The sequence below is a fragment of the Silvimonas sp. JCM 19000 genome (assembly GCF_054652575.1).
Window position 1 is genome coordinate 131693 of sequence record NZ_BAAIHC010000004.1, and the last position, 15770, is coordinate 147462.

16 protein-coding genes and 1 pseudogene are annotated in these 15770 nt (G+C 57.6%); 8 read left to right on the forward strand and 9 right to left on the reverse strand.

Going from position 1 to position 15770, the window contains the following annotated elements:
* Nucleotides 1-55: 55 nt before the first annotated feature.
* The 6 genes from flgL to ACYQ1A_RS05695 all read left to right on the forward strand — a co-directional run bounded on the left by flgL (nucleotide 56) and on the right by ACYQ1A_RS05695 (nucleotide 7202).
* The gene (gene flgL, locus ACYQ1A_RS05670) at nucleotides 56-1462 is read left to right on the forward strand and encodes a flagellar hook-associated protein FlgL (RefSeq protein ID WP_062221905.1); all 1407 of its coding nucleotides are present in this window, start codon (nucleotides 56-58) and stop codon (nucleotides 1460-1462) included.
* Nucleotides 1463-1762: 300 nt separating this feature from the next.
* A complete protein-coding gene (gene radA / locus ACYQ1A_RS05675; protein WP_499360918.1) occupies nucleotides 1763-3115 on the forward strand; it encodes a DNA repair protein RadA in 1353 nt (450 codons plus the stop codon).
* A 166-nt stretch (nucleotides 3116-3281) separates the two neighbouring features.
* Nucleotides 3282-3608 carry a thioredoxin TrxA gene (gene trxA / locus ACYQ1A_RS05680; RefSeq protein ID WP_053936580.1) on the forward strand — a complete coding sequence of 109 codons (327 nt, stop codon included), beginning with the start codon at nucleotides 3282-3284 and terminating at the stop codon, nucleotides 3606-3608.
* 223 nt (nucleotides 3609-3831) lie between these two features.
* On the forward strand, nucleotides 3832-5088 hold the full coding sequence (rho, locus tag ACYQ1A_RS05685; RefSeq protein WP_053936581.1) for a transcription termination factor Rho: 1257 nt from the start codon (nucleotides 3832-3834) through the stop codon (nucleotides 5086-5088).
* 116 nt (nucleotides 5089-5204) lie between these two features.
* Nucleotides 5205-5471, forward strand: coding sequence for a type B 50S ribosomal protein L31 (locus ACYQ1A_RS05690; protein WP_053936582.1), 267 nt, complete (start codon nucleotides 5205-5207; stop codon nucleotides 5469-5471).
* A 105-nt stretch (nucleotides 5472-5576) separates the two neighbouring features.
* Nucleotides 5577-7202: an ArnT family glycosyltransferase gene (locus tag ACYQ1A_RS05695; protein ID WP_499360920.1), complete on the forward strand. Its 1626-nt coding sequence runs from the start codon at nucleotides 5577-5579 to the stop codon at nucleotides 7200-7202.
* A gap of 69 nt (nucleotides 7203-7271) precedes the next feature.
* Here the strand turns inward: ACYQ1A_RS05695 and ACYQ1A_RS05700 are convergent, their stop codons facing one another.
* The 7 genes from ACYQ1A_RS05700 to argF form a co-directional block, all read right to left on the reverse strand.
* Nucleotides 7272-7451, reverse strand: a complete 180-nt coding sequence (locus ACYQ1A_RS05700; protein ID WP_499360922.1) for a DUF3149 domain-containing protein — start codon at nucleotides 7449-7451, stop codon at nucleotides 7272-7274.
* Nucleotides 7452-7599: 148 nt separating this feature from the next.
* Nucleotides 7600-8085: a YajQ family cyclic di-GMP-binding protein gene (locus ACYQ1A_RS05705; RefSeq protein WP_053936584.1), complete on the reverse strand. Its 486-nt coding sequence runs from the start codon at nucleotides 8083-8085 to the stop codon at nucleotides 7600-7602.
* Between the two features lie 103 nt (nucleotides 8086-8188).
* Nucleotides 8189-8503, reverse strand: coding sequence for a pyrimidine/purine nucleoside phosphorylase (ppnP, locus tag ACYQ1A_RS05710; protein WP_499360923.1), 315 nt, complete (start codon nucleotides 8501-8503; stop codon nucleotides 8189-8191).
* A gap of 18 nt (nucleotides 8504-8521) precedes the next feature.
* Entirely contained in the window at nucleotides 8522-8749 is a 228-nt protein-coding gene (locus tag ACYQ1A_RS05715) for a DUF2788 domain-containing protein (protein ID WP_499360925.1), read from the reverse strand.
* A 104-nt stretch (nucleotides 8750-8853) separates the two neighbouring features.
* On the reverse strand, nucleotides 8854-10071 hold the full coding sequence (locus tag ACYQ1A_RS05720; protein ID WP_499360926.1) for an argininosuccinate synthase: 1218 nt from the start codon (nucleotides 10069-10071) through the stop codon (nucleotides 8854-8856).
* 86 nt (nucleotides 10072-10157) lie between these two features.
* Nucleotides 10158-10784, reverse strand: coding sequence for a leucine efflux protein LeuE (gene leuE, locus ACYQ1A_RS05725; RefSeq protein WP_053936587.1), 627 nt, complete (start codon nucleotides 10782-10784; stop codon nucleotides 10158-10160).
* A 1-nt stretch (nucleotide 10785) separates the two neighbouring features.
* Complete coding sequence (argF, locus tag ACYQ1A_RS05730; protein ID WP_499360927.1) at nucleotides 10786-11700, reverse strand: ornithine carbamoyltransferase; 915 nt, start codon at nucleotides 11698-11700, stop codon at nucleotides 10786-10788.
* 254 nt (nucleotides 11701-11954) lie between these two features.
* On the opposite strand from argF, the pseudogene ACYQ1A_RS05735 reads away from it, so the two are divergent.
* Nucleotides 11955-12257: pseudogene (locus ACYQ1A_RS05735) on the forward strand (DUF3579 domain-containing protein); the annotation flags it as partial.
* Nucleotides 12258-12431: 174 nt separating this feature from the next.
* On the forward strand, nucleotides 12432-13172 hold the full coding sequence (gene fabG / locus ACYQ1A_RS05740) for a 3-oxoacyl-ACP reductase FabG (protein WP_062221894.1): 741 nt from the start codon (nucleotides 12432-12434) through the stop codon (nucleotides 13170-13172).
* An 86-nt stretch (nucleotides 13173-13258) separates the two neighbouring features.
* Here fabG and ACYQ1A_RS05745 read toward each other — a convergent pair whose 3' ends face one another.
* Together ACYQ1A_RS05745 and ACYQ1A_RS05750 are read right to left on the reverse strand one after the other, a co-directional pair.
* Entirely contained in the window at nucleotides 13259-14533 is a 1275-nt protein-coding gene (locus ACYQ1A_RS05745; RefSeq protein ID WP_499360929.1) for a L,D-transpeptidase family protein, read from the reverse strand.
* Nucleotides 14534-14545: 12 nt separating this feature from the next.
* A complete protein-coding gene (locus ACYQ1A_RS05750) occupies nucleotides 14546-15661 on the reverse strand; it encodes a L,D-transpeptidase Cds6 family protein (protein ID WP_499360930.1) in 1116 nt (371 codons plus the stop codon).
* Between the last annotated feature and the right edge of the window lie 109 nt (nucleotides 15662-15770).

Below are 15770 nucleotides of genomic sequence, written 5' to 3' on the forward strand. Positions count from 1 at the left end.
TCAAGTTTTTGCCGCTTTGGCCGATGTATTGCACAAGAAGTAACCGGAGCAGATCATGCGCGTCGCGAGCAGTACCTTGTACAACCTGGGCACGACCAGCCTGAACGACTTGTACTATCAACAGACCCAGTTGCAGCAACAGCTGTCGACGGGTCGCAAAATGCTGAGCCCGTCGGATGATCCGATCGCGGCGTCGCGCGCGCTGTATGTCTCGCAATCGGCCAGCATCGTTACCCAGTACACCACCAACAGCAACAGCGCCAACACGTCGCTGCAGAACCAGACGTCGGCGCTGGCTTCGGTGGCCAGCACCATTCAGGACATCCAGTCGCTGGCGGTGCAAGCGGGTAACCCGACGCTGACTTCGGCGGAAAAGCAGATCATCAATACCTCGCTGAACAGCTCGTATCAGCAACTGATGGGTCTGGCCAACACCACTGACGGCAGTGGCCTGTATCTGTTCTCGGGCTTTGCTGGCGGCACCAAGCCGTTTACTGAAACCGGCTTTGGCAACGTCACCTATAACGGCGACCAGGGGCAACGGCAGATCCAGATTTCGGCCTCGCGCAATTTGCCGGTGTCGAGCGACGGCTCGCAGGTATTCCAGACTATCAAAGATGGCAACGGCACCTTTGCCACCGCCGCGGCCGATACTAATTCCGGCACCGGCCTGGTCAGTGCAGGCGAAGTGCTGGACAAGGCCAAGTGGAATAGCGCGTCCAACGTCAAAGACTTCAGCGTCAAATTCAACTCGATCACCAATACGGCTGATCCGAGCGGCAAGCCCATCGTCAATTACGACATCGTCGACAACCGCCAGACCTTGACCGATGGCACCACCAATCCGAACTACAACCATTCGATGATTGATGGCTACGATTACACCGCCGGTGACCGCACTGCGGCTGCGGGCGTTAACCCGTATCCGCGTAGCTATACCGATGGCGGCGATATCGTATTTGCCGCGCAAAGCACCGACCCGGCGCCGGCCGCCGGTGCGACATTGCCGGTGCCCGGCTGGGATTTTGGCGTAAAGATGAGCATTACCGGCACGCCGGCCGATGGCGATACGTTTAGCGTTGACGCCAGCCAGAACCAGGATATTTTCAGCACGATTTCGCAGTTCTCTTCGGCGCTGAACTCCTATACCACCAGCACCAGTGGCGCAGACCAGACCAAATTCCAGAATGCGTTGAATGGCGTGATGTCGAATCTGAATAACGCACTGCAGAATGTGCTGAGCGTCAACGCCAGCACCGGCGCGTGGCAGAACGAAATCACGGCGGTGCAGACCATCAACTCCAGCGTCAGCCTGAACTACAGCCAGACCTTGTCGGGGCTGCAGGATCTGGATTATGCGTCAGCCATCAGTGGCTTTTCGCAGAACCAGACCTTGCTGGAAGCGGCGCGCCAGACTTATTCCAAGATTCAGGGCAATAGTCTGTTCCAGTACATCTCCTGATCCCGGCATTTTGCCCGGGGTGGCACTGGGATGACCCGTCTGGACCCATCTGCCAGAACCATAACCAGCTGCTGCGCCTTGGGCATGCGGCTTTGAGTGGTGGGTCCAGACCCACCCTATGCATGCCGGATCGCTCGCGCTTAGGGTGCGTAACCCCGCAGGGGCAACGCACATTTCAAGGCGCCAGCCTCGGCCTTGCGTGGGCCATCGCATCGCCCGGCACCAGCGCATCCAGAATGGCAGCGAGATTCCGGAGCGCGGGGCACAGTTAACCGGCACGCTTGTGGTCTAATACGGCCTATGAGCAAAGCCAAGATCATGTACACCTGCACGTCCTGCGGTGGCACCTCACCCAAGTGGCAGGGCCAGTGCCCGCATTGCGCGGACTGGAATACCCTCGTCGAAGCCGTGGCCGAACCCAAGGCCACCACACGCTTCCAGTCGCTGGCGGCGGACGGTGCCGTGCGCCAGCTAGCCGACGTTGAAACCGAAGAAATCCCGCGTACACCCACCGGCATGGATGAGCTGGACCGCGTGCTGGGCGGTGGCCTGGTGCCGGGGGGCGTGGTCTTGATCGGCGGCGATCCGGGCATCGGCAAATCCACCTTGTTATTACAGGCGCTCACCGCCATGGCGGCACGCTCACGCGTGTTGTATGTGAGCGGCGAAGAATCCGCGCAGCAAATTGCCTTGCGCGCCAAGCGCTTGCAACTGGGCGACGCGCCGATCGGCTTGCTGCCCGAAATCAATCTGGAAAAAATCCTCGGCACGCTATCCACCGAGAAACCGCAAGTGGCGGTGATTGATTCGATCCAGACGCTGTATTCCGAAGCGCTCACCTCCGCACCCGGCAGCGTGGCGCAAGTGCGCGAATGCGCGGCGCAACTGACCCGCTTTGCCAAACGCAATGGCACCACCATTTTGCTGGTTGGCCACGTGACCAAAGAAGGCGCACTGGCCGGGCCGCGTGTGCTGGAGCATATCGTTGACGCCGTGCTTTATTTTGAAGGCGATACGCATTCCAGCTTTCGATTGATCCGGGCCATCAAGAACCGCTTTGGCGCAGTGAATGAACTGGGCGTGTTTGCCATGACCGATCGCGGTCTGAAAGAAGTGGCCAATCCGTCAGCGCTGTTCTTGTCGCAACATCGCGAACCCGTGCCGGGCTCCTGCGTGCTGGTGACGCAGGAAGGCTCCCGGCCCATGCTGGTGGAAGTGCAGGCGCTGGTGGATGACGCGCATACGCCGCAGCCACGGCGGCTGGCCGTCGGCGTCGAACAGAACCGCCTGGCCTTGTTGCTGGCGGTGCTGCATCGGCACGCCGGGGTGGCGGTGTTTGATCAGGATGTATTTATCAATGCCGTGGGCGGCGTGCGCATCAGCGAACCGGCAGCTGATCTGGCGGTGCTGATCGCCATTGTCTCCTCACTCAAAAATCGACCATTACCTGACAAGCTGGTGGTGTTCGGTGAAGTCGGTCTGGCCGGCGAAGTGCGCCCGGTGCAACGCGGTCAGGAACGTTTGCGCGAGGCCGCCAAGCTGGGCTTTACGCACGCCATCGTGCCGCATGCCAACCGCCCGCGCCAGCCGATCGAGGGCATGCAGGTGACCGCGGTAGAGCGACTGGCCGATGCGGTGGCAGCCGCCCTATAATGCGGATTGATTGAAGCTTGAAATAGCCGCATTGGCCCTCATAGTCTTTTTGTATGACGGCCACGGCTAAATTTGATTGGGATTACATATTCCTATCCGTTAGCATAATGACCGCTGCGCATTTATGCGATTAACGCACCACCGTTACTGAAATCTGGAGACTCTTATGAGCGAACATATCACTTACGTAACCGACGCCACCTTCGACACCGAAGTACTGCAATCCCAAACCCCCGTGCTGGTGGACTATTGGGCTGAGTGGTGTGGCCCGTGCAAGATGATCGCTCCGATCCTTGACGAAGTAGCTGGCGAATACACCGGCAAGCTCAAAGTGGCCAAACTGAACATCGATGACAACCAGGGCACGCCGCCGAAGTACGGCATCCGTGGTATCCCCACCCTGATGCTGTTCCAGGGCGGTGAAGTCAAAGCGACCAAGGTAGGCGCATTGTCCAAATCGCAACTGACCGCGTTCCTGGATAGCAACCTGTAATTCTGCGGCCGCGCCGGCGGTGCTTTCTGTAGCCGCCACGGCAAGAATACAACACCCGCGACAGACCTCTGCCGCGGGTGGCTTGACAGCCTGTTTTGCCTCCCTATAATCTGACGCAATTCCTGCTTGCTCCGGAGTCCTTCCGCAGCAGCAAACATCAAAAGCATTCCTCTCCCTTTTCCCTGATATATCTCAATTCCAAGAGCAGCCACGGCCCAATCGTATGCATCTGTCTGACCTGAAACATCTACCTATCTCAGAACTTGTCGAGATGGCCATCGCCAATGAAATCGACGGTGCCAGTCGTCTTCGCAAGCAAGATCTGATTTTTGCGATGCTTAAAAACCAGGCCAAGAAAGGGGAGAGCATTTTCGGCGACGGTACGCTGGAAGTCCTGCCCGATGGCTTTGGCTTTCTGCGCAGCCCCGATACTTCGTATCTGGCCGGCCCTGACGATATCTACGTCAGCCCCTCGCAAATCCGTCGCTTTAACCTGCATACCGGCGACACCATTGATGGCGAAATCCGTACGCCCAAAGACGGCGAACGTTATTTTGCGCTGGTGAAAGTCGACAAGGTTAACGACGAGCCGCCCGAAAATTCCAAACACAAGATCCTGTTCGAAAACCTGACGCCGCTGTTTCCCACGCGCCGTCTGCAACTCGAACGTGATATCCGCGGTGAAGAAAACCGCACCGGCCGTATTGTTGACATGATCGCGCCGATTGGCCGCGGCCAACGCGGTCTGCTGGTGGCGCCGCCCAAGTCGGGCAAGACCGTGATGCTGCAGAATATCGCGCACGCCATCACCAACAACCATCCCGACGTCACCCTGATTGTGCTGCTGATTGACGAGCGCCCCGAAGAAGTGACCGAGATGCAACGCTCGGTGAAGGGCGAAGTGGTGTCGTCCACGTTTGATGAGCCGGCAACCCGCCATGTGCAAGTGGCCGAAATGGTTATCGAAAAGGCCAAGCGCCTGGTTGAGCACAAAAAAGATGTGGTCATCCTGCTGGATTCGATTACGCGTCTGGCTCGTGCCTACAACACCGTGGTGCCCGCTTCCGGCAAGGTACTGACCGGTGGCGTGGATGCCAACGCCTTGCAACGCCCCAAGCGTTTCTTTGGTGCCGCCCGTAACATCGAGGAAGGCGGCAGCCTGACCATTATCGCCACCGCGCTGATCGACACCGGTTCGCGCATGGACGATGTGATCTACGAAGAATTCAAGGGTACCGGCAACATGGAAATCCACCTTGACCGTCGCATGGCGGAAAAGCGGACTTTCCCGGCCATCAACATCAATCGTTCCGGCACGCGCCGTGAAGAGCTGTTGATCCCGCAAGACCAGTTGCAGAAAATCTGGGTGCTGCGCAAGTTGCTGTACCCGATGGATGATCTGGAAGCGATGGAATTCCTGCAAGACAAGATCAAGGCGACGAAAAACAACGCGGATTTCTTTGATTCGATGCGTCGCTAAGCAGCCACTGTGGCTGCATGACGGCGGTTATCCTTGCGGGATGCCGCCGCTTCTGAAATAATGCGCGTTTTGCGTCGGCACAACCCCGGCGCGCTCATAGTAAAAAGGAAAGTAACATGCGTGAAGGTATCCACCCCGAATACAACGACATCATCTTTTTTGATGCCAGCGTTGACTTCAAATTTCTGACCAAATCCACCATGAAAGCCCGCGGCGGCGAAACCATGAAGTGGACCGATGGCAAAGAATACCCGGTAGTGCGTCTGGACGTGTCCTCCGAGTCCCACCCGTTCTACACCGGCAAGCAAAAGGTGTTGGATACCGCAGGTCGCGTGGAAAAATTCCGTCAGAAATACTCCATGTACAGCAGCAACAAGGGCTAATTGCTCTCCGTTGTTCTGTATCGCAAAAAGGCAGCTCAATGAGGCTGCCTTTTTTGTCTTTGTGCGATCCGTGCATCGCCGTCTCAAAAAGATAAAATCGCTGCCATGCTCACTTATGTACCCGATGCTGATCGTGAAGCGCCGCTTCCCCCCAACCAACAACCGTGGCTATTGCTGCTGCTTTGCCTGGTGTGGCTGATACCTGGTTTGATTGGTCATGACCCGTGGAAGCCTGCCGAGCTTGAGACCGCCGCAGTCATCAAGCATTTTATGCAAGGCCAGCATTGGACCCTGCCGTGGTACGGCGATAGCGCCTATCTCATCCACGGCCCCTTGTATTACTGGTCCGCGGCGCTGGTGGCATGGCCGCTGCACAAGCTGGGCATGGAAATCCACGATGCCGCGCGCGTGGTGACAGGGTTGTGGATGTCGCTGGCGATGTGGGGCGTGGGTCTGGCCGGGCGCGAGCTATACGGCCGGCGCCAGGGCCGGGTGGGCGTGATGGCGCTGATTGGCTCGATTGGTTTGATCATCTGGGGCCATCATCTGGCGCCCGATCTGCTGTTGCTGGTCAGCTTTGCCTGGCAGATTTACGCATTGGCGTGGGCGCTGCGCCAACCGGTGCAGGGTGGGTTGTTGCTGGGACTGTCATGGCTGGTTTTGCTGCTGGGGGCGTCCTGGGGTGAGTTTATTCTTAGCGTGCTTACCGCGCTGGCCCTGCTGATCTGGGCGCCGTGGCGCAAGGGTTGGTACGCCGCCACACTGGTCACCGCACTGGTGGTGGCGATTCCGCTCGGTATGATCTGGCCCGTCGACCTGTATCACTTCAGCCCGACCGCTTTCCAGACCTGGTACAGTTATTACGCGCTGGGCCCTTTGGGTGGCATGGCGGCGTGGCAGATGTTCCATAGCTTTGGCTATTTCTTCTCGATTGTGTTGTGGTTTGCCTGGCCGGTGTTGCCGTTGGCGGCGTGGGGCGCATGGTCGAATCGCGCGCAATGGCAATCGCCCAAAGTGGTGTTGCCGTTGACCATCATCGTGCTCAATTCGGTCTGGTTGGCGGGCGCGGGCGATACCATCAATGAATCGGCCCTGCTGATCATCCTGCCGGTGCTGTCGGTGCTGTCCATCGGGGGGATTGATCGTTTGCAGCGTGGCGCGGCCGCAGCGCTCAACTGGTTTGGCATCATGACCTTTGGCCTCGGCACCTTGCTGCTGTGGGCGGCGTGGCTGGTGGTGCAAACCGGCATGCCAGGCAGCTGGGCCAGATCGCTGGCGCAAGCCAGTCCGGCATGGCATCCCCATATCGGCGGGCTCGGCACCGTGTTTACCGTGCTGATCTCGATTGCGTGGTGCCTGATACTGCTGCGTAAACGCCCCTTGGGTCGCCTGGCGGTCACTAATTGGGCCGTTGGTGTCACTTTGCTGTGGGGCGCGCTGATGGGACTGTGGCAGCCGTGGCTGGATGCCTCCAAGAGTTATCGCCCGGTAGTGCGCACTCTGGCCGCAGAAGTGGCGCGGCAACCGGCGGGGTGCGTTGATGGCTCGCTGGTGTCGGATTCGATGGCGGCGTCGGTGGATTATTTCTCATCAATCGCGCTGCGCCGGCGCGACGTGGGCGATTGCCATCTGCAACTGCTCCAGGGCGATGCGCAGCCTGGCACCATGCTGCTGTGGGAAGGCGCCCGCCCGGGTGAACGGCATGAGCACTTTTATCTGATCAAACGCTAGGCGTTTGAAATGCCAGGCAATAAAAAAGACCGCGTGGGCGGTCTTTTTTATTGCCTGCAAGCAGGCGACTTAGTGGTGGCCGCTTGCTTCTTTAGTGGTCGGATGCGTTTGCTCAGCTTCTGCATTCAGCACGTTTTTGCGCACAAACATAAAGATATACACGGCCATCACACAGATAAATCCGATGGTGAACAGGCTAAGCAGACCGATATCCGAGGTAAACAGCGTTTCCCAAGGGGTGTTTTCCATGATGATGTCTCCAGTAATCCAACAAACTGGCGCCATATTCAGCCCTATGGTCCGGGCCAATATTGATCTGCATCAATCGCTCTGGAAAACGCTGTTTTAAGTCAAAATAATGCGCTGCGGCTTACTGACGGCAGCCGCAGTCCACGCTTTAATCGCGAAAATTCTGGAATTGTACCGGGTAATCGGTGACCGATTTACGGATCAGCGCGATGGCTTCTTGCAAGGTATCGCGCTTGGCGCCGGTCACGCGCACTTCATCGCCCTGGATGGCGGCCTGCACCTTCATTTTGGAATCCTTGATCAGGCGCACAATCTTTTTGGCTTCGTCACCATTAATGCCGGTGCGCACCGTAATCGCTTGCTTGACCTTGTTGCCGCTTACTTTTTCAATATTGCCTTCATCCAGGCAACGAATATCCACGCCGCGCTTGGACAATTTGCCGGTCAACACTTCTTTGACCTGTTCCAGCTGAAAATCATTATCGGCAAACAGCGTCAGTACTTTTTCGGCATGCTCAACCCGCGCATCCGAGCCTTTAAAGTCAAAGCGATTGCCGACTTCTTTATTGGTTTGTTCCAGCGCATTGCGCACTTCGACGTCATTGACTTCCGACACGATGTCAAACGAAGGCATAACGGGCTCCTTGAAGATTAAAAACAACGATCACTGATCGCTGGATTAAAGCAAACAACCGCTGGGCGAACCAGCGGTTGTCATGATACGGCGCTGCTGCAGATCAGCCGAAATGGCAGACGTAATGCAGTGTTTCCAGGGTTTCGATATCAAAGCTGGAATCGCCCGGCACGTTAAATGATTCGCCCGCGCCATACACGCGCGCTTCGGTTTCGCCTTTGAGCTTGACCGAACATTTGCCGGCAACGATTTCCATGATTTCCGGGGCGCCGGTATTGAATACCAGCGCCGACGGCAGAATCACGCCCACGCTTTTGCGGGTGCGATCTTGCAGGATGACGGTGTGCGATACGCATTTGCCGTCGAAATAAACGTTAGCTTGCTTCAGTACCGAAACTTGATCGAATTGCTGGCTCATGAGAGAGATCTCGACAGGTTATTTTTGTAGTACTTCGGTCAGGATGGTCTTGATGATAAAACCCAACATGCCAAAGCCCAGTACGAAAAACAGAATGATCGTGCCAAATTTGCCGGCTTTGGAATCCTTGGCCATGCGGTAAATGATAAAGCCCATATAAATAATCAGCCCGGTAACCAGAATCGACACCGACAAGGTATCGAAGGTGTCTTCGGGCATGTGCAGAAATTCATCAACAATATTCATGGCACGATCGTCTTGATGTGACGCCAGGGCAAGGTCAGTCACCTTGCCCTGGCGGGCCCGCTTGCGCGGATTACTCAAATATCAGAAAGCGCAGGAGACCTGGCTTAGCGGCCCTTACGCGCCGCGATACGCATACGCAGTGCGTTCAGCTTGATAAAGCCACCCGCATCCGCCTGGTTGTAGGCGCCGCCATCGTCGTCAAACGTGGCGATGGTCTGGTCGAACAGCGTGTCTTTGGAATCACGCGAAACCACCGAAACCGAACCCTTGTACAGCTTGACGCGGACCCAACCGTTAACGCGCTCTTGCGTGTGGTCGATCAGCACTTGCAGCGCCTTGCGCTCCGGGCTCCACCAGTAGCCGTTGTACACGAGGCTGGCGTAACGCGGCATCAGATCGTCCTTAAGATGCGCTACTTCGCGGTCGAGCGTAATCGATTCGATGCCACGGTGCGCCTTCAGCAGGATGGTGCCGCCCGGGGTTTCGTAGCAGCCACGGCTCTTCATGCCGACGTAGCGGTTTTCCACCAGGTCCAGCCGGCCGATGCCGTGTTTGCCACCCAGCTCGTTGAGCTTGGTCAGCACTTGCGCCGGGCTCAGCGCCACGCCGTTGATGGCCACGACATCGCCCTTGGCAAATTCAAGATCGACGTATTCGGCGGCATCCGGTGCGGCTTCGGGGCTGACGGTCCAGCGCCACATGCTTTCTTCGGCTTCGGCTTTCGGGTCTTCCAGATGGCGACCTTCAAACGAGATATGCAGCAGGTTGGCGTCCATGGAGTAGGGCGCGCCACCGTTCTTGTGCTTCATATCCACCGGAATCTTGTTGGCTTCGGCATAGGCCAGCAGTTTTTCACGGCTGAGCAGATCCCATTCGCGCCACGGGGCGATGACTTTGACGCCTGGCTTGAGCGCGTAATAGCCCATTTCAAAACGCACCTGATCGTTGCCCTTGCCCGTGGCGCCATGGCTGACGGCATCAGCGTCGGTGGCGTTGGCGATTTCGATCTGACGTTTGGCGATCAGCGGGCGGGCAATCGACGTGCCCAGCAGATATTCGCCTTCGTACAGCGCGTTGGCGCGGAACATCGGGAAGACGAAATCGCGCGTGAACTCTTCACGCAGGTCGTCGATAAAGATGTGTTCGGGTTTGATGCCAAATTGAATGGCTTTTTGTCGTGCGGGTTCCAGCTCTTCGCCCTGACCGAGGTCGGCGGTAAACGTCACCACTTCACATTGGTAGGTGTCTTGCAGCCATTTAAGAATGACCGAGGTATCAAGACCGCCGGAATAAGCCAGCACCACTTTCTTTACGTCAGACATGGGTATCCCCGATGAGGCAAGGTTGTGTCGATTTGATAAACCGGATCACGACCGGGCATTTTAACGCGACTGAACGGCAGACAACATCATCGACTTAATGCCAGGCGGGCACCAAAGCTGATGAATAACACACCGGTCAGCTTGCGCAACAGCGTGGCGATCCACGCGCGGCCCGATAATTTTCGGGCGATGTTGGCGCCGGCCAGAATCAGAAAACTGAGGTACGACATGCTCAGGATTTGCACAGTGATGCCAAGGGCACCGAAGGTCAGCCAGATGTGCGAATACGATGGATCGACAAACTGCGGAAAAAACGCCATAAAAAACAGGATGGCTTTTACATTCACCACAGAAATCGACACCGCCTGGCGATAAATATGACCTGCCGGCACGTCGGGTTGAGACGACGTTTCAGCAGGCTTGTTGCCTCTGGCCAGCAAGAGCTTGACGCCCAGCCAGGCCAGATATGCAGCACCCGCGTAGCGCACAACATCAAACGCCACGGGGTAAGCACGCATTAATGATGCCACGCCCAGCGAGGCAGCGAGCATCAGGATCAGATCACCGGTGAATATCCCGGCTGCAGCGGCAAATCCGGCTTTAACACCGCGCCGCGCCGCCACTGACAAGGCAAACAGGGAGTTGGGGCCGGGCAACAAGATGATCGCCACGGCGCCAGCAACATAAGTCAGTGGGTCGGTAATGCCTAACACCTTAGTTGTCCACCTTGCCCAGCAGCAGATATTCCAGCACTGCTTTTTGTGTGTGCATGCGGTTTTCGGCTTCTTCCCAGACCACCGATTGCGGACCGTCGATGACTTCGGGGTCCACTTCTTCACCACGATGCGCCGGCAGGCAATGCATGAACAGCGCATCGGCCTTGGCTTGCAGCATGGTTTTTTCGGACACGCGATAGTTGAGGAAGTCGCGCTTGCGTTGCAGCGTTTCGCGCTCGTAGCCCATCGATACGCTCACGTCGGTGGTGACGATATCAGCGTCACGCGCGGCCTGGAACGGATCGTAGAATTGCTCGAAGTGGCGCGAACCATAGGTCTGGCCATCGAGTACGGTCATTTCATAACCACGCGGACAAGCCAGATTCAGCTTGAAATCAAACACTTTGGCCGCCTGCAGCCAGGTGCGTGACACATTGTTGGAGTCGCCGATCCATGCCACGGTCTTGCCCTGGATGGGGCCGTTGCGTTCCACCCAGGTAAAGATGTCGGCCATGATCTGGCAGGGGTGGTATTCGTTGGTCAGGCCGTTGATAACCGGCACCAGGCTGTTTTCGGCAAAGCGTTCAATGATGCTTTGTTCGTAGGTGCGCACCATGACGATATTGGTCATGCGGCTGATGACTTGTGCGACGTCTTCGATCGGCTCGCCGCGGCCCAGTTGCGTATCTTTGGAATGCATGAACATGGCATGGCCGCCCAGTTGCGACATGCCGGCTTCAAAAGAAACGCGAGTACGGGTGGACGATTTTTCAAAGATCATGGCCAGCACTTTGCCGACCAGGGGTTGGTACAGTTCACCCGAACGGTGGCGCTGCTTGAGAATGGCAGCACGCTTGAACAGGTGCTCGTATTCTTCGAGGGTGAAGTCAGAAAACTGCAGGAAGTGTCGCATAGGGCACGCTTTGCTACGGCAGTCGCAGCAACGGAGGTGAAAAAGGGACCATTATTGGTTGCCGAGCCGACAGCTGGCAAGCCCGAACGTTGATTTTGTTCAAGTTTGAGGCATGGGCGGTGCGGATCCTTGCCGACCAGGGGTATGCCACAATTGCGCGTTGAGTACTTTGTTTTGCGACAAATTCATGCGCTGCAGCACGTGCTCGGCTATAATCGCGTTTTAAACGTGTACCACTACTGCTCCCGACTCCCATGATCTGTAATCCGTATGAAATCGTAATCCAGGGGATCACCAGCGACGGCCGTCAGTTCCGGCCGAGCGATTGGGCAGAGCGTTTGTCCGGCATTCTTTCCACGTTTGGTTTCGATCAGAAACTGTCTTACGCACCTTATGTCCGCCCCATGTTTCTGGACAATGTGCGCTGCGTGGCGGTGGACAAACAGCTCGAAAAGCTCGATCCGCGCGTGTTCGAATTCATCATGGCATTTGCCCGCGACAATGACTTGCGCGTGGTGGACTGTCGTACGCTGGTCGAACAGTATAACCAGCCGGGCGCCGACGCCGCCTGATCCAGGCGTGCCGCTCCAGCCTGTCTAACCCTGACGCCGCGTTGTTGCGACGCACAATGCACGCTATGCTGAACACCAGCATTGCGCTGCATTGACGCAGCCACGCAGCCAGTCGCCACCTGGGCGGCTGGCGTTTCCCGCGTCAGGAGTCTTATCCCTATGAAACTCAAGAACAAGGTCGCCATCATTACCGGCGCCGCCAGTGGCATTGGCCATGCAACCGCACGCAAATTTGTGGCCGAGGGCGCACGCGTGGTGGTTTGCGACGTCAATCGCGCCGGGGTCGATGCGGTGGTGTCCGAGCTGATCGCGCAGGGCGGAGATGCCTTGGGCTTTGAAGTCGACGTCACCAACAAGGCGCAGATTGCCGCCATGGTGGCAGGCACGCAGCAGCAGTTTGGCCGAGTCGATATTCTGGTCAATAACGCTGGCATCGTCGCTGACGCCCAATTAAGCAAGATGACGGAAGACCAGTTTGATCGCGTGATCGATATCAATTTGAAGGGCGTTTACAACTGTACGCGTGCCGTGGTCGACATCATGATCGAGCAGCAGTCTGGCGTGATTCTGAATGCTTCGTCGGTGGTGGGTTTGTACGGCAATTTTGGCCAGACCAATTACGCCGCCGCCAAATTCGGGGTGATAGGCATGGTCAAGACCTGGGCGCGTGAACTGGGCAAGAAGGGCATACGCGCCAATGCCGTTTGCCCCGGTTTTGTTGCCACCCCTATCCTGAAGGATATGCCGGACAAGGTTATTCAGGGCATGGAAGAACGGGTGCCCTTGCGGCGGATGGCGCAGCCGGAAGAAATCGCCAATGTGTACGCCTTTCTGGCCAGCGATGAAGCCAGCTATATCAGCGGTGCGGCGATTGAAGTCACCGGTGGTCTGACACTGTAAGCACCATCGCGATAGAGAATGAGAAATGGCCCGCAATCATGATGCGGGCCATTTGTATTTATGCGAGTCAAAAGCCTGCAAACAGCTTAGCCGTTGCTGGCTGCGCCTTCCCACACAATCTTGTAATTGCCGCCGTCGTTGCGCCAGTACAGCCGCTTGCGCATCCGGTTTTCCAGATTGTTGCTGCGATAGTCCTGATCGAACGTGGCCACCAGCGTGTCATCTTTGCCGCCGACAAACAGGCTCATATCGCTCAAGTCCACTTTGGCCCATTGCTTGCTGACATTGACCGACGATTTCTGCTGTGCCCAACGCGTTAAATTCTGGCCGCTGTCGCTGGTGAAATCGTGGCTGTACTGGTTGAGATAGGCTTGCGTGTCCAGCTTTTGCCAGGCATTGCGCCAGTTCTCCACCAGCGCTTGCATTTGCTGGCGGCGCTGTTGCCATTGCTGCGGCGACAACCAGTGCATTTGCGGCACGATCACCACCGGCGTGGCGCCGATTTGCAGATGGTCGGCCAGTTGCAGCATATCCGGGTTGGTCAGCACCACACAGCCATTGGACGCTTGCGGCGGCCGGGCATAGGTATCGGACGGGCTGCCGTGCAACCAGATGCCATGGCCAGTGCGGCCTTCACGCCGGTCCATTTCGTTGGGATACGAAATAGGCCAGGCGCCGACGCCATACAGATCCGCTTGCGCGCCAAAGGTCTTGTCCAGTTGCGGCCGGGTCATGTGGTTGTAGACAAAGTAGACACCGAGCGGTGTGCGCTGATCGCCTTCGCGTAGCTTTTCGGTGCCCAGCTTGCCGACGGTGACGTAGCTGTCCGAAACATAACGCGGTACGCCGTTGTTGTTCTCAAACAGGAACAGCCGTGACGCCGCGGCGTCGACCACGATGGCGTATTTCTGGTTTCTGGAGAACGCCAGCACTTCGGCCGGCACTTGTGTGGCGGGCGGCGGGTTGTCCTGACGTTTCAGTCGCGCCAATGCTTCGCGCCGCAGATCATCCAGCCGGTCTGGTGGGGCATGCGCCACGCCGCCACCGATATTGTCGAGTGGAATGCTGCGCATGGCGTAAAGATCAGCCGATAGCAACCAGGCCAGGCGATAGTTGGGTTCTTTGGTCAGCAGCGCGTCGACGGTGGCGCGCGCGTCGCTCATGCGCCCCGCGCGGATGGCGTCGATGGCGGCGACGATCATGCGCTCGGGTGATCCATCGGTGGCTTTACCGACCGGATCAAGCAGAGGGTGTAGTTGGTACAAGGGAGTAACCGACATACGTGGTTGTGCTGACGGTGCCAATAACAGCAACGCCAGCAGACTCACAGCCAGTTTCCCCCAGTGAAGGGTACGCGTCATTCAGGTAAAAACTCAGGTCCGCTCTTCGACGATTAACCAGCGGTTGCCGGTCTTTTCCAGGATCAAGGTCTTGCCGGTCGTCGAGCTCAACCGGTCAGACTTGTAACTCTGGCGGAATTTTACCTTAGCTGTGCCGTTCTCAGTGAACTCAATCTTCAGATCATTCACTTTGACGTCGATCGATTTGGGGCCAGTGATGCGATCGCGCCGTTCGCGTGCCCAATCGGCAAACTTCTCGCCCTTGGGCGTTTTGAAGTTGCGCGCATAAGCCGCCAGATAGCCAGTGACATCACGGCTGGCCCAGGCATGGGCCCAGACATCCACTGCATTCGCCACTTCAGCCTGTTCCAGCTCAAACGCAGGTGCCGGTTTGACCGGTGCGGGCGTCGGCGCGGGGGTCGGGGCCGGGGTGGCCACCGGGGTCGGCGCAGGGGTCGGGCTCGGCCGGGCTGCGGCCACAACCGTCGGTGCCGGCGTAGCCGGGACGGCGCTCGGCCGTGTGGTTGGCGTCACACGCGGCGTGGGCGCCAGGGTGGGCGCTGCGACTGCTTTGGGTGGCAGGGTCGCAGCAGGCTGTGCCTTGGCGCTCGCCACTTTGCTGCCGCCCTTGGGCACCATCGCCGGGTTGTTGCTGAACAGTTCGCGCACCAGCGTCAGCTTGGTCTGCACGACCTGGTTGTTGCTTTCCAGTTGCAGTGCTTTGTCATAAGCCTGCGAAGCCAGGCGCGCATACAGATCGCCAAGGTTTTCGTGGGCGATGGCGTAGGACGGGTTGGTCTGGATGGCCATCATCAGCGCGGTGCGCGCTTTGTCCAGCTGGTTTTGCTGGGCATACAACACGGCCAGATTGTTATAGGGCTCGGGCAGTTGCGGATATTCAGTCGAGAGCGCGTTGAACGCCTTGATCGCGTCGTCCACCCGGCCCAGTTCGACCAGGGCCAGTGCGCGGGTAAACATCACCTGGGCGTCTTTCGGATTTTTGGCCAGATACGCATCGGCGCGTTCGAGGACGGCGGGGTACTGTTTGGCCTTGAGCAGCTGCTGGATGTCTTCGACATCGCCAGCAAAGACTTGCGCAGCGGCAAAAGCAAAGGGGATCAGTGCGAGGGCGACGCGTCGCAAGCTCATGATATGTGTTCCGGGGTGGGCGACTGGGAAATCAAGCTGCCGGATTCTAACAAACCTGTCAGTTCATCACCACGCTAAAGCCAGCATGGCCCTGCCGTGAAGGGTTTTT